The following is a 17,478-nucleotide window of genomic DNA, read 5'->3' on the forward strand; positions in this document are numbered from 1 at the left end:
TAGCTCTACCGCGGGTTCGGCGCCGTTCTGGCTACGCTGCAGCACGTGCCCGTCGACACCGCGCTCGAGGCCGTGGCCCAGCGCCCGCTGCAGTTCCTCGGCTCCTCGTGGCCGTGGCGCGCGGTGCTGTACGTGCTCGGCGGGGTTCCGCTCGCCATCGGCACCATAATGCTGACCACCGCGGTGAGCGGGGGCACGGACAACGAGCCGCTGTTCTACGGGCTCGCCGCGGCGTTGATCCTGCTGTCCTGTCTGTTCGGTGGCCGAGTCGAACGGCTGCGCAACCGATTGGTGGACCGGGTTCCGCTGCCCCGGCCCGACCGGCTGGGGCTGCGCGAACTGGGGTACATCGCGGTGTCCGCGCTCGCGCTGTACCTGATCGACGTGATGCTCGGGGTCATTCTCTTCGGTATCCCGGTGCTGTGCCTGAGCATGCCATGGCAGCCGAACCTGTTGCTGGCGATCCGCATCGTCGGTTTCCCGATCGGGCTTTTCCTGCTGCCGCTCGCCGCGTACGCGCTCACCGCGTGGGCCGGTGCGCGGGCCGCGATGACCCGCGCCATCCTCGCGCCCGGCGAGGCCGAGCTCGGCGAGGTGCTGCGCTCCCGGGCCCGGCTGGTGGATGTGTTCGAGGCTCAGGCCCGCCGTATCGAGCGCGATCTGCACGACGGGGCACAGCAACGGCTCGTGGCGCTCACCGTGAAGCTCGGGCTCGCTAAACTCGGGGTGCCCCAGGGATCCACCGCGGCACGGGACCTCGACGAGGCGCACGAGCAGGCCAAGCTCGCGCTCGCCGAGATCCGCGAACTGATCAGGGGAGTGCATCCGCAGGTGCTCACCGACCGCGGGCTGCCCGCCGCCGTGCAGGACATCGCGGGCCGCTCCCCGGTGCCGGTCGAAGTGGCGCTCGAACTCGGCGCGCGGCTGCCGGTACCGGTCGAGGTCGCCGCCTACTATGTGGTCAGCGAGGCGTTGACGAACGTGGCCAAGCACAGCGCGGCGAGCCGTTGCTGGGTCCACGGTGAGCTGCACGACAGCCGGTTGCGCATGATCATCGGGGACGACGGGGTCGGTGGTGCCGATCCACAGGCGGGCACCGGGATCACCGGGCTCGGTGACCGGGTCGCCGTCGCCGGTGGCACGCTGGCGCTGCACAGTCCGCGGGGCGGCCCGACCGAACTACGGATGGAGATTCCGTGCGCATAGCGGTAGCCGAGGACGCGGTACTGATGCGGGCCGGGCTGGCCGAACTGCTCTCCCGGTTCGGCCACGAGGTGGTCGCCTCGGTCGCGGCCGGGGAGGAACTGGTGGCCGCGGTGCGCGCCACCGAGGTGGACATCGTGATCACCGATGTCCGGATGCCGCCCGGTTACGGCGATGAGGGGATTCGCGCCGCCCTCACGCTGCGCGCCGAATCACCCGCGCTGCCGATCGTCGTGCTCTCCCAGTACGTCGAACAGACCTATGCCAGCGAGCTGCTCGACTCCGGAGACGGGAAAGCGGTCGGATATCTGCTCAAGGACCGAGTCGGTGATGTCGAGGAGTTCGCCGCCGATATCGGCAGGATCGCCGAGGGCGGCACGGTGATCGATCCCGAGGTGGTGCGCCAGTTGCTCAGCCACCGCAAGGATCCGCTGCACCGGCTCACCGCGCGGGAACTCGAGGTGCTCGCGCTCATGGCCGAGGGGCGCTCGAACGCGGCGATCGCCAGGGGGCTTGTGGTCAGTGACGCCGCGGTGTCCAAACACATCGCGAGCATCTTCACCAAGCTCGATCTCGCGCAGGCCGAGGACGACCATCGCCGGGTGCGCGCGGTGCTCGCCTATCTGCGGGCGCGGTGAATCCGGTGCCGCCTTCCACGAACCGGGTGCTCGTGCCCTGGCCGGAGATCCGGGACCGGCTCGAGGGGGTCACCGCCGAGATCTACGACGGTGACCGCCCGCCGCCCGCGGACCTCTCGGATGTGGTGGCCTGCGTGCTGCCCTACGACAAGGGAACCGCGCCCGCCGAACTGCTTTCCCGTCCCATGCCGGAATTGGGGTTCGTGCAGGCGCTTTCGGCCGGGGTGGAGAAGCTGCTCCCGCTCGTGGGCCCGGATGTGGTGCTGTGCAACGGGCGTGGGCTGCACGATGCGAGCGTTGCCGAGCACGCTCTCGGGCTCGTCCTTGCCGCGCAACGGGATGTGCCGCGCTGGGTGCGTCAGCAGTGGACCGGGAGCTGGGCGCGGGCGCACACCCGCTCGTTGATCGACGCCACGGTGGTGATCCTCGGTTACGGTTCGATCGGCGCGGCGATCGAGACCCGGCTGCGTGCCTGTGGCGCCACGGTGGTTCCGGTGGCGAACCGGGCGCGGCCGGAGACCGGGGTGTACGGGGTCGCCGAACTGGTGGAGATCCTGCCGCGCGCCGACATCCTCGTGCTCGTTCTCCCGGACAGTGCGGGGACGCGCGGACTGCTCGACGCCGCACGGCTCGCCCTGCTCCCGGATGACGCGCTCGTGGTGAACGTCGGCAGGGGCCGCACCGTGGACACCGAGGCGCTGTTCGCCGAGACCGCGAGCGGGCGGTTGCGGGCCGCGCTCGATGTGACCGATCCGGAACCGTTGCCGCCCGGACATCGATTGTGGACGGTGGACGGAGTGCTGATCACCCCGCACGTGGCGGGCGGCTCGGCGAGTTTCTATCCGCGCGCCGCCGACTTCGCGGTCGCCCAGCTGCGCCGGTTCGCGGCGGGGGAGCCGTTGGAGAACATCGTCGAACGCTGAGTCGTCGAGCGCTGAGCAGTAGGCACCAGAGTGCCTCGGTACCTAATCGGCATACTTTGTATACAGTGCATCCACGATATGCATGGTGTACCGTGTCGACCGTGACCGAGCATCCGGTACGGGCCGAACCCACGTACACCACGCTGCGCGAGCTGATCGTGTCCGGGGAATACGCGCCCGGGCGGCGGATCACCGAGCTCGAACTGTCCGAACGGCTCGCGGTGAGCCGCACCCCCGTCCGGGAGGCACTGCGCGTGCTCGCCGGAGACGGCCTGGTGCGCCCGGAGAAGCGCGGGGTCGCCGTGGTCGCGCTGGACGAGAAGGCGGTGCACGAGGCCTACTGGGTGCGCGCCGGTCTCGAAGCGCTCACCGCCGAATTGACCGCACTGCGCCAGCGCCAGGGGGAGCTCTCGCCCGCGGCGCTGCACCGCTTGCGGACCCAGGCCGAGCGCACCGACGAACTCACCGAGCGCGGTGACCTCGCCGAAGCCGTCGAGCAGAACCGCGCCTTCCATCGGATGATCGCCGAACTCGCCGACAACGCCATCGCGCTCGGCATGCTCGACCGGATCTGGGACCAGATCGTGGTTTCCACCCGCGAATCACTGCACGGGCAACGGTACGGCGAGCGCACCGAACAGGTCGGCGAGGAACACCGGCAGCTCATCGAGGCGATCGCCGAAGGCGAGCCGGACGAAGCGGCACGGCTCGCCCGTGCCCACGTACTCACCACCCTGGCGACCAACAACGCAGATGCCCGGCAGGGCGTGGAAGGAACACGCTGATGGAACGCGAGCACGACTACCGGATCACCGTGGAGTGGACCGGGAACACCGGTGAGGGCACCGCGAGCTACCGCGGCTACGGGCGCGATCACGAGGTGCGCGCCGCGGGCAAGCCGACCCTGCAGGGCAGCGCCGACCCCACCTTCCGTGGCGAGGCCGAACGATGGAACCCGGAGGACTTCCTCGTCGCGGCGCTCTCCGAATGCCACATGCTCAGCTACCTCGCGCTGTGCGCCCTCGAGGGCATCGTGGTGACCGCGTACACCGATCAGGCTCAGGGCACCATGCGCGAATCCGCGCGTGCCGGCGGGGCGTTCGCCGAGGTGGTACTCAACCCCGTGGTCACCGTGGCGAGCGAGGAGATGCGCGAGCGCGCCGAGGCGCTGCACGAGGACGCGCACCATCGCTGCTTCATCGCGAACTCGGTCAATTTCCCCGTCAAGACCCAGAGTTCCTGCCTGGTTCATTCCGTGGCGTGATCGGCAGGGGCGCGGCAAGAATCCTGTCCTGGGCGAGCCAGTCCGGCAGCATCGCGTCGACGGTTTCTCGCCAGGGACCGCTCGGTGCCCGATCCGGTTCTGGAGCCCTCTGCGTCCTGGAACTGGGACCGGAACTGGACCTGCTGGCACGCCGTGCTCGGGGAGGACCTCGGCACCGACCGGATTCCGCCCGCGGCCGCACCCGGGCGCCTGCGGGACTTCACCGATCTCGCTCCCGCCGACATCGAGGTCGGCGAGCTCGACATCTTCCGGGACGAGTCTGTGGACTATGCGCGCGGGTTCTTCCAGGCGGGCATCGCCTGTGAGCTGCACGTGCTCGAAGGCGTCAGCCACGCACACGACCGGATCAGCGTCGAGATCGCGCGGTCAGCGAACGCACGCTCCGGGATCGGTGCCGGGTGCTCGCGGCGCTCTGATTCCGCGGCTCGCCAAGGGTTCCGGGGTTCAGCCGACCGTGGCCAGCCGCGGGGAGCGCGCGCTCCACCGGCCCGCGGTGCGCTCGATCTCCACCGAGTGTGCGAAGCATTCGCTGACCAGATCCGTGGTGATGACTTCTTCGGCGGCCCCACTGGCCAGGCGCGCGCCCTCGCGCAGCAACAGGGCATGCGTGGTGCTCGCGGGCAGTTCCTCCAGGTGATGGGTGACGAGCACGCTGGCCAGTTCGGGATGCCCGGCGCGCAGCCCGTCGATCGCGGTGAGCAGCTGTTCCCGTGCCGCGAGGTCGAGCCCGGTCGCGGGTTCGTCGAGTAGTAGCAGCCGAGGTTTGGGCATGAGCGCGCGAGCGATCAGGGTCCTGCCGCGCTCGCCCTGGGACAGGGTCGGCCAGCGCTCCTCGCGGTTGCCCGTCATCCCGAGCATGTCGAGCAGTTCGCCTGCCTGCGCGCGTTCCGCCGGGCTCGGTGACCAGCGGGGCACGAGCTCGGTGGTGTTGGTGATCCCGGTGAGCACTACCTCGAACACGGTGAGCGGGGTGCCGAGCGGGTGCCGCGGATTGACGTGGCCGATGTGGCTGCGCAGTTCGCGCATGTCCACCTTGCCGAGCTGATTTCCGAGCACGTGCACGGTGCCGCGGGTGGGGTGGGTGACTGCGCCGAGCAGGCCGAGCAGGGTGCTCTTGCCCGCGCCGTTCGGGCCGAGCAGCGCCCAGTGCTCGCCCTCGCGCACGGCGATGTCGATGCCGTTCAGCAGGAGTTTGCCGTTGCGCACCAGGTCCACGCCCTCGGTGCGCAGTACCGCGGTTCCGGTCATCGACCTACCAATCATCAGACGTCTGAGCTATCGGCGAGTGTAGTCGGCCCGGATCCTGGGACACCATGGCTTGTGATGAAGGCGCGGAACCGGTGCGCCGTCCGGGTGGTGTGCCGCGAACCGTGCCAGGCGAGCCCGATCGTGCGGTACGCGCCGCTGTCGCTGATCCGCACCAGCCGGGTACCGGCCACGGCGGGACCGGGCAGCACCGCGATCCCGATACCCGAGGCGACGAGCCCGCCGATGGTCGCGAGCTCGGTGCTCTCCATCGCGATGTCCGGGCGCACCCCGGCGGCGGCGAGCAGCCGATCGGTGATCTGGCGCAGGCCGAATTCGGGGCGCAGCAACACGAACTGCTCCTGCGCGAGTTCGGCGAGGCTGACCGAATCGCGCCCGGCGAGCGGATGCTGTCCGGGAAACGCGAGCCAGAGCCGCTGGGTGCGCAACGGGAACCACTCGATGTCCGGGGCCCGCGGTTCCGGGCTGGTGACGATCAGGTCGACGCTGCCCTCGCGCAGCGCGGCGAGTACCGCGTCCGCGGAATCCGAACGCAGCAGGAAGCGGGTCTCCGGCGCGCTCGGGCGGTAGGTGCTGATCAGCTCGGGCACCAGCCAGGAACCGAAGGAGTGCGGGAAGGCGAGGCTGACGGTGCCGCATCCCGGGTCGAGCATCGCCGCGATCCGGTCCTGTCCGGTGGCCAGTTCGTCCAGGGCGCGCCGGGCGTAGGTGCGGAACACCTCGCCGTACTCGTTGAGCCGCAAGCGATGGCTCTCCCGGTCGAACAGCGGTGCGCCGAGTCGCCGCTCCAGCCGGGCGATGGCCCTGGACAGCGTCGGCTGGGTGATGTGCAGCATGGCGGCGGCATCGGTGACGTGCTCGGTCTCGGCCAGAATGAGGAACCAGCGCAGCTCGTCGACCGTCACGCCGGTGATGATACGTCGCACGTATGGACCAGTTCGGCTTCGGTCATTTCCGTTATCCGCGCGCCGCGACGATGCTGAGGGCATGAGTGAACAGACAGCGACCATCGCCTGGCAGGGGCGCTATTTCGAGGACTTCACCGTCGGGGAGGTCTACCGGCACCCGCTCGGGCGCACGGTCACGACCACGGACAACAGCTGGCTCACCCTGCTGACGCAGAACTCGGCGCCGCTGCACTTCGACGCGCACTACGCGAAGCAGACCCAGTTCGGCAAGCCACTGGTGGACTCCACGTTCACCCTGGCCCTGGTCACCGGGCAGAGCGTCACCGATGTCTCCCAGCATGTCCTGGCCAACCTCGCCTGGGACAAGGTCCGGCTGCCGCATCCGGTCTTCGAGGGGGACACGATCTATTCGCAGTCCGAGGTGTTGTCCACCCGGGACTCGAAATCCCATCCGGAAGCGGGCATCGTGCGGGTGCGCACCATCGGTTACAACCAGCGAGGTGAGATCGTGATCACGTTCGAGCGCACGGTGATGGTCTACCGGCGTGGGCACGGCCCGGAGTTCGGCACCGTGGAACCGGTGTGGGACGAGCACGCGCGGAAGGCGATCCGGTGAGCGCGCCGAGGTCCTGGCTCTTCGTTCCCGGTGATCGTGCGGAACGGTTCGCCAAGGCGGCCGCGAGCGGGACCGATGCGGTGGTCTGTGATCTGGAAGACGCCGTTTCCGCCGAGCACAAGGCATCCGCGCGCACCGCGGTCGCGGAGTGGGTGCGCGAGCACGAGGCCTGTGTCCGGGTCAACGGGACCGGGACCGAGTGGCACACCGAGGACATCGCCGCGCTGGCCGGGGCGCCCGGACTGCGCGGGGTCATGCTGCCGAAAAGCGAACAGGTCGACCAGTTGCATCAGGTGCACCGCGCGAGCGGGGGAACGCCGGTGATCGCGCTGGTGGAGTCCGCGCTCGGGGTGCACGAGGCCACCTCGATCGCCCGGGTGCCCGGCGTTGCGCGGCTCGCGTTCGGTTCACTGGATTTCGGTCTGGACGCGGGGATCGAGGTGGGCTGGGAGGAACTGCTCTACGCGCGCTCGCGGATCGTGCTCGCCTCGCGGGTCGCCGGTATTCCTGCCCCGGTCGACGGGGTGACCACGGCGCTCGATGACGCGGAACTCCTTGCCCGGGAAGCGAATGCGGCGCACCGGCTCGGTTTCGGCGGCAAGCTGGCGATCCATCCGAGCCAGGTGCCCGGGATCAACGCGGCGTTCCGCCCGGCCGCCGAACAACTCGAGTGGGCGCGTTCGGTGCTGGCCGCGGTCGCCGAATCCGGCACCTCCGCGGTACGGGTGAACGGCCAGATGATCGACAAACCGCGCGTGGAACTCGCGCGCAGGCTCCTCGAGGAGGAAGGACAGTGATGACCGAGCAGGGACGGCCCGAGGATGTCCTGGAGCACATCGGACCGGGCACGGATGTGATCGTGCCGATCCAGTTCGGCGAGCCCGCCACGCTGCTCGACACGCTCGAGGGGCATGCATGGGAACTGGACGGGGTGCGGATCCACCGGATGGATCCGTTCCACGAGCGCGCCTACATCCACGGCGAGTTCGGTGATCACCTGCGGCATGTGGACTACTTCCTCGGGCCCGGTTCGCGCAAGGCTTACTGGGCGGGGAACTGTGATCTGGTGCCGAACCACTTCAGCGAGATGCCGTTGCTGTTGCGGCGCACCGCACCGCGCCCGATCGTGCTTGCCGCGGCGAGCCTTCCCGATGAGCACGGCTATTTCAGCCTCGGCACCAATGCCGATTACACGTGCGCGTTCATCGGGGAGGTGCCGTTCTTCCTCGAGGCGACACCGCACATGCCGCGCACCTTCGGGCAGAACCAGGTGCACATGAGCCAGCTCGCCGGATGGTGCCGCACCGAGCTCGAACTGCCCGATGTGCACCCGAGCGAACCCGACGAGCGCGACCACGCCATCGCGGCCGCGATCGCCGGCCGGATCGCGGACGGATCCTGCCTGCAGGTGGGGGTCGGCAAGGTGCCCGATGCGCTGCTCGCCGCGCTGGCCGGGCACCGCGATCTCGGGGTGCACACCGAGGCGCTCTCCGACGGGATCATGCGGCTCATCGACAAGGGCGTGATCACCGGAACCCGCAAACACCAGTACCGCAACAAACACGTGGCCACCTTCTGTGTCGGTTCCCGGAAGATGCAGCGCTGGCTGCACAACAACGCCGCGGTCTCGATGCTCCCGGTCGATTGGGTCAACGATCCTCGGGTGGTGGCCCGCGAACCGAACTTCGTGTCCATCAACGCGACCAGCGAGGTCGACCTGATGGGGCAGGCCGCGAGCGAGACCATCGCGGGCAAGTACTGGTCCTCGTCCGGTGGACAGGCCGATTTCGCTCGCGGGGCCATGTATTCCGAGAACGGGCAGGCCTTTCTGGTGCTGCACTCGGCCACGAGTTCAGGGCAGAGCAGGATCAACGTCACGCTCACCCCGGGCAGCGTGGTGACCACCCTGAAGAACACCATCGATCATGTGGTGACCGAGTACGGGATCGCCTCCCTGCGCGGGCGCAGTCTCGCCGATCGGGCACAGGCGCTGATCGCCATCGCGCACCCGGAACACCGCGAGCGGTTGAGCCGGGAGGCGCGCGCGTCCGGGCTGTTGCACTGACGTTATTCCTGCACCAGTCGCCACAACGCCGCCCACTGCTCGGCGGTCAGTTCCTTGGGCAGGGCCTTCGGCTCGATGCCGTGCTCGCGCAGCACGGCATCGAGCCGGGAGCGGCGCGGTTTCCCGTTACGCAGCAGGATTTCCCGGATTCCGTGGCCCCGACCGGTGAACATCTCCCGGGCGAATCGTTGGTACGGCTGGGGTTTCTGCACGAGCGGTACGGCTCGCCGGTGGATCGCGAGCAGTCCGCCGTCCACCGCGGGAACCGGGCGGAACGCGCGTGCGGGAACGCGGCCGTGCAGCGAGAACTCGTACCAGGGCCACCAGCTCGCGGTGAGCAGGCTCGCCCCGCCGACTCCCGCGCGGCGCCTGGCCACCTCCCACTGCACGAGCAGGATCGCGGTGCGCCATCCGCGCGCGGCGAGGATGCGTTTGAGCAGCGCGGTGGTCAGATGGAACGGGAGGTTGCCGACGATCACGTGCGGTGCGGCGGGAAACCGGTAACCGAGGATGTCGGCATTGACCACCGAGATGTGTTGCGGTGCACGGTTTCGCAGCCGCCGCGCGCGTTGCGGGTCGAGTTCGACGGCGGTGACGGGGCGCCCGGTGGCGCCGAGCGCGAGGGTGATCGAGCCGTCTCCGGGACCGATCTCGATGACCGGTTCCTCGGTGCGCGCGACGAGTTCGGTGATGCGCGCGATGATTTTCCGGTCGACGAGGAAATTCTGACCGAGTTCGTGTGGACCACCGTAGTGCGTGGCAGGCATGGGTATTCTCCGCGAGGAAACGTCGGAGCCGGGCAGCCCGAATGACCGCGCCGGCAAGGGGCTCTTGCATTGGCAAAAGACGCGGACGCGGCGGAGCTACCGGACGTTCTCGGAGAAGACGCGGAAGTCAGCTCGCCGCTAGTCGCGACGAATCCGCGTGAAGAAAATTGCGTTGATACCCATCGCCGTCAGTTTAGCATCACGGTACCCGCGCGCACTCGATCCGGCGCAGGACCTCCTCGGCTTCGGCGGTGCTGATCAGCAGTTCGCCGTAGCCGAACTCCTCGGTGACCCCGGGATCGAGCACGAGCCGCACCGCGGGCACCCACCTGCGCACGCTGACGAAACGCCGCCGCGCGGTGCCGATACCCCAGCGGCCGAGTTTGAGCACCCCGGTGACGTACAGCCCGGCGCGCAGTCCGGGGCTCGCCCGCCACCTCGTCGGATGGTGCACCACCTCCGCCTCGGCGAGGTCACCGAACAGAATACGGAACCGGGCGCGCCGGCCTGCGAACAACCGCTCGAACCGGCCGAGCTCCACGTGCACCACACGGTCCTCGACGGATACCGAAGCCATGACCCCTCCAGTGGTTAGACTGTTACCAGTAGAAGTATTATTACCACATCTGGAAATGGTGCGCCAGGGATGTCCGCAACGAACCCCGACTCAACGAACCCGGCCTCGTCGAACCCGGTCGAACTGCTGCATCACCCGGTGCGCTGGCGAATCACCCAGTCGCTCATCGGGCGCGCGCTGACCACCGGCCAGCTCGCCGAATTGCTCGACGACGTGCCGCCGACCTCGCTCTACCGGCACGTGGCGAAGCTGGTACGCGCCGAGGTGCTCACCGTGACCAGCGAGCGGCGGGTGCGTGGGGCCGTGGAGCGCACCTACGCATTGCGCGCCGAGGTCGAGCAGGACGAGTCGGTGGACCGGGAACGGTTGCGCGCCATGGTCACCGTTTTCATCGCCGGGGTCACCGGCGACTTCGACCGCTACCTCGAACGCGAACAGCTCGACCCTGTCGCCGACGGAGTGACGCTGCGGCAGAGCGCCCTGCTGCTGACCGACGAGGAGTTCGCGGACTTTCTCGCCCGGTATGTGGAGCTATTGCAGTCCTTCACCGGCAAGGCGGAGGTTCCGGGGCGAAGCAGGCGGATCCTGTCCACCGTGCTGGTGCCGGGGGATTGACGGTGCAGGGTGAACGGACCGGGGGGGCTGGCGCGGGATTCGGTGATCGAGGAACTAGGGCTCGCGTAGCCCACCGTCTGCTCGCTGATCCGAACAACGTGGTGCGCCGCGGTCGCGACCCTACCGGCCCTGCAGGCCTTTGATGACCTTATCCGGTTTCCTCGGCGAGATAGTCGATCGCCCGGTGCACGAGTTCGCCCGGTCGGTGCGCGCCATCCGTCTCGGCCCAGCGGATGAGGGCCGTCGTGGTCGCGGTGAAGCAGGCGTCCGCGCAGATCCGCAGCCGGAACTCCCAATCCGGGTCGGTACGTTCCGCGCGCAGCGCCGCGACGACGGCCGTCTGGGTAGCGTGTTGGTTCTCCAGCAGCCGGGCACGCAGTGTCGGCGCGCTCAGCATGAGGCGGATGCGTCGCAGCAGCAGGTCCAGTTCCGGAGCGCTGAGCCGGGACAGCCCGTCCGCGAGTGCGCGGCCGATCCTGGCGACGAGTGGTTCGCCGGAATCCCGGGTGCGGACGAGCTCGAGGATGTCCGGGTCGTAGTCGTCGCTGAGCACCAGGTGTTCCTTGGTGGGGAAGTGCCGGTAGACGGTCATCGCGGACACCTCGGCGGCCTCGGCCACCTGGTTCACCGTGGTCGCCTCGAAACCCTGCTCGAGGAACAGGCGCATCGCGTGCTCCTGGATGGACTGCCGGGTCCGTCGCTTCCGCCGCTCGTGCACCTCGCTCATGTGTTATAAACTAACATATGTTAGCCACTAACATCGAGGAGCCGGTATGACGGAGCGACGGGTTCTGATCAGCGGGGCGGGGATCGCGGGGACGAGTCTCGCGTATTGGCTCGCCCGGTGCGGGTATCGGCCGACGGTGGTGGAGCGGGCGCCGGATCTGCGCACCGGGGGGTCACCGGTGGATGTGCGCGGCCAGTCCCTCGAGGTGGCCGAGCGCATGGGAGTGCTCGACGAGATCCGCGCCGCGCACACCGACATCCGGAATCTGTCCATTGTGGACGAAAAGGGCGTGGTCGGGGCACGGGTTCCGATGACGGCTTTCGGTGCGGCGGGTGACATCGAGACCATGCGGGGTGACCTGGTGCGCATCCTCTACCGGGCGAGCGAGCGGGACACCGAGTATGTCTTCGGGGACACGATCACCGCGCTCGACCAGGATGCGGACGGGGTGACCGCGAGCTTCGCGCACGCCGTGCCGCGCCGGTTCGAACTGGTGCTCGGTGCGGACGGGCTGCACTCGGCGGTGCGCGGGCTGGTCTTCGGTGCGCAGGAGAATTACCTGCACCACCTGGGCTGCATGGTCGGGGTGGCCACGGTGGCGCGGGAATTCGGGCGGGATCGGGAGGTCCTGCTGTACAACGTGCCCGGCAAGGCGGTCGGCGTGTACCGCTCGGGCAACCACGATCACGCGCGGGTGATCTTCCTGTCCCGGGAACCGGCTCCGCGCTACGACCATCGGGATCAGGCGGCGCAGCGCGAACTGCTGGCCGAGAACTTCACCGGTCTCGGCTGGCGGACACCGGAACTGCTCGGGGCGATGCGCGGCAGCGCGGAGTTCTTCTTCGATACGGTCAGTCAGGTGCGAATGCCGGAATGGTCGTGCGGGCGGATCGGGGTCCTCGGCGATGCCGCGTACTGTCCGGCGCTGCTGTCCGGGACCGGTTCTGGCCTGGCCATGGTCGGTGCCTATGTCCTGGCCGGGGAACTCGCGGCGACCGGGGATCCGGTGCGCGCGCTGCGCGGGTACGAACAGGTGCTGCGTGCCCAGGTGCGGCGCGGCCAGTCGCGGGTGGGGTACGGCGGCGGGGTGCTGGTTCCGGCGAGCAGGACGGGCCTCCGCACGCGGAACCTCGCGGCCCGATTCCTTGCCCCGCTCGCGAAACCGGGCTCCTCGCGCAAGCGGTCCGCACCGCTTCCCGAATACCCGATCCCGCAGCGGATAGCCTGAAGCGGTGTGCGACAAGGAAATCCCGCTCACCGGCGGCATGGGCGGCGCGGTGCGCGCGGGTGCCACGGTGCGGAAAACGCGGCACGGCGAGCGGATCCCGCTGTTGCTCGCGCGGCTGCGCGCGGCCGGATTCTCCCGCGCGCCCCGGTTTCTCGGCGTGGACGAGCACGGCAGGGATGTGCTCGAGTACCTGCCGGGCACCGTGGGGAATTATCCGCTGCCGCGCCAAGCCCGTACGCACACCGCGCTCGTGTCCGCGGCCCGGATGTTGCGCGCCTACCACGATGCGACGGTTTCCCTGGCCGCAGAGGTGCGGGATGGCTGGTATTTTCCGCCGCGTTCCCCGGTCGAGGTGATCTGTCACGGTGATTTCGCGCCGTACAACTGCGTTTTCGCGCGCGGGCGGGCGATCGGGATCATCGACTTCGACACCGCGCATCCCGGACCGCGCTCCTGGGATGTGGCCTACGCACTCTACCGGTTCGCGCCGCTGTGCCATCCGGACAACGGCGACGGCTTCGGCGCACCGGCCGAACAGGCGCGGCGGGCGAGGCTGTTCCGCGCGCATTACGGGGAGTTCGGCCGGGAGAACATCGCGGAACTCGTCGCGGACCGGCTGGGTGCGCTCGTGGAGTTCATGCGTGCCGAGGCCGCACGCGGGAACGCCGCCTTCACGCGGCACCTCGAGGATGGGCACGATCGTCTGTACCTGCGCGATATCGGCTATATCCGGGCCAACGCCGCGCTGTTCGGTTAGGCGATCCGCTCAGTCCCGGCTGCTCGTCGCGAGTCCGGCGAGCAGGTAGTTCATCCCCTTCTCGAAGTGCGTGTCCCAATCGTCCTCGGCGGGTGGCGGGTGCGCGGCGAGGCCGGGGTAGTCCGCGGCGTGCGCGAGCAGGTGTGCGCGTATCCGGGCCCTTGCCGGTTCCGCCTCCCCGGAAGGCCAGGCCGATTCGGCCGCCGCCGAGCCGATGACCAGGTTGGTGACCGCGGCGGCGGCCGCGGTGAGATCGGAGCCGGTGAACCCGCCCGCGAGCAGCGCGGTGTGCACGAACTCGGCCCTGGCCAGCGCGTGCGGGCCGATGAGCGGCCTGCTGCCGGCCAGTGTTCCCGACCAGGGGTGCCGCAGCTCGCCACGCTCACTCCGGACTCGCCCCTCCTGGTCGCGATGCTCGGGCTGCTGCTTGCCGGGAGCGGCTCGGGGTTCGCGGGACCGAGCACCAACAGCACCGTGCTCGGCGCGGTTTCCGGGGAACGCGCCGGCATGGGCGCCGCACTCAATGACACCCACCAGCAGCTCGGGATCGCGCTCAGTGTTGCGGGGCTGGGCAGCCTGTTCGCCGCCGGATACCGGGCGCGGCTACCGGAACCGCTCCCGGGGCGGCTCGGGGATTCGGTGGCCGCGAGCTTCGGTTACACGGTGCACCGGCCGGAGTTCGCCGCCGCCGTCCGGTTCGCGTTCACCGGGGCGCAGGGGATCGCGCTGTGTGTGGCGGCGGGTGCGGCCGCGCTCGGTGCGCTCGTCGCCGTGCTGGCGCTGCGTGGTCACCAGGGCGCGTGATAGAGCGCGGTCTGGGTCTCGGTGTCGGCGAACCCGACCGAGCGGTACACCCGGATCGCGTCGTCCTGCGGGTCGGCGACGATGACCAGGGTGTGCGCGCCGAGCCGGTCGAACGCGAACCGGCTCGCGGCGTGCACGAGGGTGCCCGCGAGTCCCCGCTTGCGGTAGGAGGCCAGGGTGCTGACGTTCTGGAACCGGGCGAGCCCGTTGCCCGCCTCGAACACCCCGAGCCCGGAAGCGAGCACCCCGTCGAGAAACGCGCCGAACCAGGCCCCGCTGCCCGCCTCGTGCAGCTCGCGCATCGCGGCCTGTTTCGCCCTGGTGTAGGCCAGGTTGTGCGCGTTGACCGGGACATTCGCGCTGGCGCGCATCAGTTCCAGCGCGGCGGCCCAGTCCGCGTCCCCGTCGAGCCTGCGGATCTTCGCCTCGGTGTGCGGGCGCGGTGGCTCGTGCACCTCGCTCGCGGTCAGCACGGTGTCCCGCTGACACTCCAGCTTCGGTGAGCGGTACACGGCGGGCTCGGTCGCGTCCACCCCGAGCGCGATGTGTTCGGCGCCCGGGAACACCTCGCCGAAGGTGCGCACCCAGGATTCGACCGCCTCCTGGGGCGGCGCGTCGTGCAGCAGCAGGAAGTTCCCCCAGTGAAAGCTCGGGTTCTCGAGGGTCCGCACGATGGTGTAGCCCTCGTGCTCGTCGATCGTGCTGCCCTGTCGTTCGAGCAGGGCGAGATCGGTCCGGAAGCCGAGCGAGGTGACCATGGTCCCCGAGCTTATGCGTGCCGGGGCGGGGTTTCCAGTACGAGCGTCCCGGTTGCCGGTGTCCCCGGGTGTGATAGGCGTTCTTGACACCCTCTCCGGGCGGCCAGAGAATCCGCCCATGGCAGCCAGCCAGGACGATGTCCTCCTCGTCGAGCGGCACGGCGCGGTGCGCGTGCTGGTGTTCAACCGCCCGGAGCGGCTCAATGCCTGGACACTCGAGCTGGAGCGGCGCTACTTCGCCGAGCTCGCCGAGGCCGATGCCGATCCCGCGGTCCGCGCGATCGTGGTGACCGGGGCGGGCCGGGGCTTCTGCGCGGGGGCGGATCTCGAGGGACTGAACGCGCTGGGCGCCTCGGCGGGGGACCGGGAGCGGTTGCGCGACCGACCGGTGGAATTCCCGCTCGGGGTGAGCAAACCGCTGATCGCCGCGGTCAACGGGGCAGCAGCCGGGCTCGGCATGGTGCAGGCGCTGTACTGCGATCTGCGGTTCACCACGGCGGAAGCGAAGTTCACCACCTCGTTCGCCAGGCGCGGGCTCGTCGCGGAGTACGGCAGCGCATGGTTGCTTCCCCGGCTGATCGGCCGGGGCGCCGCGCTGGATCTGCTGCTCTCCGGGCGCGCGGTGCGTGGCGCGGAGGCGGTCCGGATCGGGCTTGCCGAGCGGGTGTGCGAGCCGGCGAACCTGCTCGCGGAGACGATCGCCTATGCCCGCGACCTCGCGGAGAACTGTTCCCCGACCGCGATGCGGATCATCAAGGAACAGGTCCGTGCCGCCGCCGGATCGGATTTCGCCGCGGCGCTCGCCGAATCGAAACGGCTCATGCAGGAATCCTTCGAGCGCCCGGATTTCGTGGAGGGGGTGCGCAGCTATCTGGAATCGCGCGCCCCGGAATTCCCGCCGCTGGGCTCTTAATCGACCCGGGCGCTCGAGCCGTCCCGGAACCGGGCCTCGATCGTCACGGGCAGCTGCACGAAACCCAGCGCCCGCTGTAGCCGCGGGACCGCTTCCCCGGCGATGCGCTCCCGGATGGCGGACAGCGGCGCCTCGTGGGTGACGCTCACGGTCAGGTGCAGGACCGGTTCGGATCGCTTGCCGTCCAGGCGGGCGGCCGCCTTGCACACCCCCGGATAGGCACCGATCTCCGCGGCGAGCGGGACGACCGCGACACTCGTGGACAGGTTGGTGTTGCCCGCGGATTCCGGCTCCTCGAGGCGCAGCGTGGTATTCGCGGGCTTGCGGCCGAGCTGGGCGAAGATCCAGCGCAGGCAGAGCAGCCCGAGCAGCACGGCCACGACCGCGACCACGATGCTCACCCAATCCGGCGGTACCGCGAGCCTGGGGATGAGCGCGGAATCCTTGCCGAGTACCGGAAGCACCCCGGTCGCCGTGCCGAGCGCGAAGGCGCCCGCGGCGAGCAGCACCAGTCCGAGGACCGCGAGCAGGGTGCGGTTGAGCCGGGCGGGACGATTGGGCAGGTTCATCGCTTCGACCTCAGCTGCCTGATCCGCACCCGGACCGGACGCCGGGTGACGAGTTCCACCTGTTCGATACGGCGTTCGACCGCCGCGCCGATCTCCTCGGCGAAGGACGCGGAATCCTCCGTATGGGTGGTATATGCCGTGATGTGCGCTCCCTTGCGGGTGCACCGCGCCTTGGCCCGCTCGACCCCGGCCACGCCGCTCGCCGCGGTGCGCAGGGTGGTACGCAGGCTCCGTTTCGAGGCGCAGGCGCGCAGTCCGGATTCGTTGTCCCGCAGCGGGAGGGCGTTCGGCGCGCCGGGCAGGAACGCGGTGAGCAGCAGCACGATCCCGAGCACGGCGGCCACACAGCCGGCGATCAACACCGTGGTGTCGATCCAGCGCAGTCCGTGCAGCGTGCCGAACAGCTGCCGGTAGCCGAGCACCGGTGGATACCCGGTGAGCAGCTGGATCGTGCTCGTCGCGAGCAGCGCACACACGCCGAGCAGTACGAGCGCGGCAAGCGCGGCCGCGATCGAGCGCCGTGGCCTGCGGATCATCGCACCCTCCTGGTGTCGTTCGCCGTCTCCAGCGCGGTGACCGTGATGTCCACCCGCGGGACGCCGAGACCGGTCAGTTCCCCGATCCGCTCGCGCACGAGCTCCCGGGCCCGGCCGGTCACCTCGCTCACCGGCTCCGGATAGCGCACCGAGACCCGCAGGCGCACGGTCGCGGTGTTGCCCTCGATGTTCGCCGTCGCCGTCGCCGTCCCGATACCGTCCATCCCGGCCAGTGCCCTCGTCGCGATGCGCTCCACGACGCGGTCGGCGATGGTCGTCTTCCCGCGATCGGCTGCCGGTGCGGCGCTGAGCACGGTCATGCG

General features: G+C 69.6%; 23 protein-coding genes and 1 pseudogene. 14 read left to right on the top strand and 10 right to left on the bottom strand.

What is annotated here, in order from left to right; genetic code table 11:
• Nucleotides 1–45 precede the first annotated feature (45 nt).
• The 6 genes and pseudogenes from A37U_RS0109960 to A37U_RS54825 all read left to right on the top strand — a co-directional run.
• The gene (locus tag A37U_RS0109960) at nucleotides 46–1,206 is read left to right on the top strand and encodes a sensor histidine kinase (RefSeq protein WP_020496490.1); all 1,161 of its coding nucleotides are present in this window, start codon (nucleotides 46–48) and stop codon (nucleotides 1,204–1,206) included.
• Nucleotides 1,197–1,841: a response regulator gene (locus A37U_RS0109965; RefSeq protein ID WP_020496491.1), complete on the top strand. Its 645-nt coding sequence runs from the start codon at nucleotides 1,197–1,199 to the stop codon at nucleotides 1,839–1,841. Before A37U_RS0109960 ends, A37U_RS0109965 begins: the two co-directional genes overlap by 10 nt.
• A complete protein-coding gene (locus A37U_RS0109970; RefSeq protein ID WP_020496492.1) occupies nucleotides 1,838–2,764 on the top strand; it encodes a 2-hydroxyacid dehydrogenase in 927 nt (308 codons plus the stop codon). Before A37U_RS0109965 ends, A37U_RS0109970 begins: the two co-directional genes overlap by 4 nt.
• A 101-nt stretch (nucleotides 2,765–2,865) precedes the next feature.
• Nucleotides 2,866–3,549 carry a GntR family transcriptional regulator gene (locus A37U_RS0109975; RefSeq protein ID WP_040587213.1) on the top strand — a complete coding sequence of 228 codons (684 nt, stop codon included), beginning with the start codon at nucleotides 2,866–2,868 and terminating at the stop codon, nucleotides 3,547–3,549.
• The gene (locus A37U_RS0109980) at nucleotides 3,549–4,028 is read left to right on the top strand and encodes an OsmC family protein (protein ID WP_020496494.1); all 480 of its coding nucleotides are present in this window, start codon (nucleotides 3,549–3,551) and stop codon (nucleotides 4,026–4,028) included. The genes A37U_RS0109975 and A37U_RS0109980 overlap by 1 nt, the downstream gene beginning before the upstream one ends.
• A 153-nt stretch (nucleotides 4,029–4,181) precedes the next feature.
• A pseudogene (locus A37U_RS54825) lies at nucleotides 4,182–4,325 on the top strand (alpha/beta hydrolase); the annotation flags it as partial.
• Nucleotides 4,326–4,493: 168 nt separating this feature from the next.
• Here the strand turns inward: A37U_RS54825 and A37U_RS0109985 are convergent.
• Together A37U_RS0109985 and A37U_RS43020 are read right to left on the bottom strand one after the other, a co-directional pair.
• Nucleotides 4,494–5,297, bottom strand: coding sequence for an ABC transporter ATP-binding protein (locus A37U_RS0109985; RefSeq protein WP_020496495.1), 804 nt, complete (start codon nucleotides 5,295–5,297; stop codon nucleotides 4,494–4,496).
• A 14-nt stretch (nucleotides 5,298–5,311) separates the two neighbouring features.
• Nucleotides 5,312–6,220, bottom strand: coding sequence for a LysR family transcriptional regulator (locus A37U_RS43020; protein WP_157182710.1), 909 nt, complete (start codon nucleotides 6,218–6,220; stop codon nucleotides 5,312–5,314).
• Between the two features lie 82 nt (nucleotides 6,221–6,302).
• On the opposite strand from A37U_RS43020, the gene A37U_RS0109995 reads away from it, so the two are divergent.
• Genes A37U_RS0109995 through A37U_RS53500 form a run of 3 tightly spaced genes read left to right on the top strand, consistent with a single transcriptional unit; the run spans nucleotide 6,303 to nucleotide 8,904 of the window.
• Nucleotides 6,303–6,839 carry a MaoC family dehydratase gene (locus tag A37U_RS0109995; RefSeq protein WP_020496497.1) on the top strand — a complete coding sequence of 179 codons (537 nt, stop codon included), beginning with the start codon at nucleotides 6,303–6,305 and terminating at the stop codon, nucleotides 6,837–6,839.
• Nucleotides 6,836–7,636, top strand: a complete 801-nt coding sequence (locus tag A37U_RS0110000; RefSeq protein ID WP_026197060.1) for an HpcH/HpaI aldolase/citrate lyase family protein — start codon at nucleotides 6,836–6,838, stop codon at nucleotides 7,634–7,636. Before A37U_RS0109995 ends, A37U_RS0110000 begins: the two co-directional genes overlap by 4 nt.
• The gene (locus A37U_RS53500; RefSeq protein WP_020496499.1) at nucleotides 7,636–8,904 is read left to right on the top strand and encodes an acetyl-CoA hydrolase/transferase family protein; all 1,269 of its coding nucleotides are present in this window, start codon (nucleotides 7,636–7,638) and stop codon (nucleotides 8,902–8,904) included. Before A37U_RS0110000 ends, A37U_RS53500 begins: the two co-directional genes overlap by 1 nt.
• A 2-nt stretch (nucleotides 8,905–8,906) precedes the next feature.
• Here A37U_RS53500 and erm read toward each other — a convergent pair whose 3' ends face one another.
• Nucleotides 8,907–9,671, bottom strand: coding sequence for a 23S ribosomal RNA methyltransferase Erm (erm, locus tag A37U_RS0110010; protein ID WP_020496500.1), 765 nt, complete (start codon nucleotides 9,669–9,671; stop codon nucleotides 8,907–8,909).
• Nucleotides 9,672–9,870: 199 nt separating this feature from the next.
• Nucleotides 9,871–10,248, bottom strand: a complete 378-nt coding sequence (locus A37U_RS0110015; protein WP_020496501.1) for a hypothetical protein — start codon at nucleotides 10,246–10,248, stop codon at nucleotides 9,871–9,873.
• Between the two features lie 69 nt (nucleotides 10,249–10,317).
• Between A37U_RS0110015 and A37U_RS0110020 the strand changes: the two genes are divergently transcribed.
• Nucleotides 10,318–10,863 carry a helix-turn-helix domain-containing protein gene (locus tag A37U_RS0110020; RefSeq protein WP_020496502.1) on the top strand — a complete coding sequence of 182 codons (546 nt, stop codon included), beginning with the start codon at nucleotides 10,318–10,320 and terminating at the stop codon, nucleotides 10,861–10,863.
• A gap of 148 nt (nucleotides 10,864–11,011) precedes the next feature.
• On the opposite strand, the gene A37U_RS43025 is transcribed toward A37U_RS0110020, so the two are convergent.
• The gene (locus A37U_RS43025) at nucleotides 11,012–11,590 is read right to left on the bottom strand and encodes a TetR/AcrR family transcriptional regulator (RefSeq protein WP_020496503.1); all 579 of its coding nucleotides are present in this window, start codon (nucleotides 11,588–11,590) and stop codon (nucleotides 11,012–11,014) included.
• A gap of 46 nt (nucleotides 11,591–11,636) precedes the next feature.
• On the opposite strand from A37U_RS43025, the gene A37U_RS0110030 reads away from it, so the two are divergent.
• Complete coding sequence (locus A37U_RS0110030; protein ID WP_020496504.1) at nucleotides 11,637–12,818, top strand: FAD-dependent monooxygenase; 1,182 nt, start codon at nucleotides 11,637–11,639, stop codon at nucleotides 12,816–12,818.
• Nucleotides 12,819–12,822: 4 nt separating this feature from the next.
• Nucleotides 12,823–13,575: a phosphotransferase gene (locus A37U_RS0110035; RefSeq protein ID WP_020496505.1), complete on the top strand. Its 753-nt coding sequence runs from the start codon at nucleotides 12,823–12,825 to the stop codon at nucleotides 13,573–13,575.
• Between the two features lie 9 nt (nucleotides 13,576–13,584).
• Here A37U_RS0110035 and A37U_RS49480 read toward each other — a convergent pair whose 3' ends face one another.
• Nucleotides 13,585–13,947, bottom strand: coding sequence for a TetR/AcrR family transcriptional regulator C-terminal domain-containing protein (locus A37U_RS49480; protein WP_240437538.1), 363 nt, complete (start codon nucleotides 13,945–13,947; stop codon nucleotides 13,585–13,587).
• Here A37U_RS49480 and A37U_RS54830 point away from each other — a divergent pair.
• A complete protein-coding gene (locus A37U_RS54830; protein ID WP_240437540.1) occupies nucleotides 13,864–14,379 on the top strand; it encodes an MFS transporter in 516 nt (171 codons plus the stop codon). The genes A37U_RS49480 and A37U_RS54830 overlap by 84 nt on opposite strands.
• Here the strand turns inward: A37U_RS54830 and A37U_RS0110050 are convergent.
• Nucleotides 14,364–15,137, bottom strand: a complete 774-nt coding sequence (locus A37U_RS0110050) for a GNAT family N-acetyltransferase (protein WP_020496508.1) — start codon at nucleotides 15,135–15,137, stop codon at nucleotides 14,364–14,366. The genes A37U_RS54830 and A37U_RS0110050 overlap by 16 nt on opposite strands.
• A gap of 118 nt (nucleotides 15,138–15,255) precedes the next feature.
• Here A37U_RS0110050 and A37U_RS0110055 point away from each other — a divergent pair, with 118 nt between their 5' ends.
• On the top strand, nucleotides 15,256–16,050 hold the full coding sequence (locus tag A37U_RS0110055) for an enoyl-CoA hydratase-related protein (RefSeq protein WP_020496509.1): 795 nt from the start codon (nucleotides 15,256–15,258) through the stop codon (nucleotides 16,048–16,050).
• Here A37U_RS0110055 and A37U_RS0110060 read toward each other — a convergent pair.
• From A37U_RS0110060 to A37U_RS0110070, 3 genes are read right to left on the bottom strand one after another with little or no spacing between them, the layout of a single operon-like run.
• The gene (locus A37U_RS0110060; RefSeq protein WP_020496510.1) at nucleotides 16,047–16,619 is read right to left on the bottom strand and encodes a hypothetical protein; all 573 of its coding nucleotides are present in this window, start codon (nucleotides 16,617–16,619) and stop codon (nucleotides 16,047–16,049) included. The genes A37U_RS0110055 and A37U_RS0110060 overlap by 4 nt on opposite strands.
• Entirely contained in the window at nucleotides 16,616–17,155 is a 540-nt protein-coding gene (locus A37U_RS0110065; protein WP_020496511.1) for a DUF6286 domain-containing protein, read from the bottom strand. The genes A37U_RS0110060 and A37U_RS0110065 overlap by 4 nt, the downstream gene beginning before the upstream one ends.
• Nucleotides 17,152–17,475: an Asp23/Gls24 family envelope stress response protein gene (locus A37U_RS0110070; RefSeq protein WP_020496512.1), complete on the bottom strand. Its 324-nt coding sequence runs from the start codon at nucleotides 17,473–17,475 to the stop codon at nucleotides 17,152–17,154. Before A37U_RS0110070 ends, A37U_RS0110065 begins: the two co-directional genes overlap by 4 nt.
• Between the last annotated feature and the right edge of the window lie 3 nt (nucleotides 17,476–17,478).

It is taken from the genome of Sciscionella marina DSM 45152 (assembly GCF_000379465.1).
In the GTDB taxonomy this organism is placed as follows: Bacteria; Actinomycetota; Actinomycetes; order Mycobacteriales; family Pseudonocardiaceae; genus Sciscionella; species Sciscionella marina.

Excerpts from the sequence above, each read along its gene's own strand:
- A37U_RS0109980 (WP_020496494.1), top strand. The coding sequence starts at position 3,549 with ATGGAACGCGAGCACGACTACCGGATCACCGTGGAGTGGACCGGGAAC.
- A37U_RS0109985 (WP_020496495.1), bottom strand. The coding sequence starts at position 5,297 with ATGACCGGAACCGCGGTACTGCGCACCGAGGGCGTGGACCTGGTGCGC.
- A37U_RS0109995 (WP_020496497.1), top strand. The coding sequence starts at position 6,303 with ATGAGTGAACAGACAGCGACCATCGCCTGGCAGGGGCGCTATTTCGAG.
- A37U_RS53500 (WP_020496499.1), top strand. The coding sequence starts at position 7,636 with ATGACCGAGCAGGGACGGCCCGAGGATGTCCTGGAGCACATCGGACCG.
- erm (WP_020496500.1), bottom strand. The coding sequence starts at position 9,671 with ATGCCTGCCACGCACTACGGTGGTCCACACGAACTCGGTCAGAATTTC.
- A37U_RS0110015 (WP_020496501.1), bottom strand. The coding sequence starts at position 10,248 with ATGGCTTCGGTATCCGTCGAGGACCGTGTGGTGCACGTGGAGCTCGGC.
- A37U_RS0110020 (WP_020496502.1), top strand. The coding sequence starts at position 10,318 with ATGTCCGCAACGAACCCCGACTCAACGAACCCGGCCTCGTCGAACCCG.
- A37U_RS43025 (WP_020496503.1), bottom strand. The coding sequence starts at position 11,590 with ATGAGCGAGGTGCACGAGCGGCGGAAGCGACGGACCCGGCAGTCCATC.
- A37U_RS0110030 (WP_020496504.1), top strand. The coding sequence starts at position 11,637 with ATGACGGAGCGACGGGTTCTGATCAGCGGGGCGGGGATCGCGGGGACG.
- A37U_RS0110050 (WP_020496508.1), bottom strand. The coding sequence starts at position 15,137 with ATGGTCACCTCGCTCGGCTTCCGGACCGATCTCGCCCTGCTCGAACGA.
- A37U_RS0110055 (WP_020496509.1), top strand. The coding sequence starts at position 15,256 with ATGGCAGCCAGCCAGGACGATGTCCTCCTCGTCGAGCGGCACGGCGCG.
- A37U_RS0110060 (WP_020496510.1), bottom strand. The coding sequence starts at position 16,619 with ATGAACCTGCCCAATCGTCCCGCCCGGCTCAACCGCACCCTGCTCGCG.
- A37U_RS0110065 (WP_020496511.1), bottom strand. The coding sequence starts at position 17,155 with ATGATCCGCAGGCCACGGCGCTCGATCGCGGCCGCGCTTGCCGCGCTC.
- A37U_RS0110070 (WP_020496512.1), bottom strand. The coding sequence starts at position 17,475 with ATGACCGTGCTCAGCGCCGCACCGGCAGCCGATCGCGGGAAGACGACC.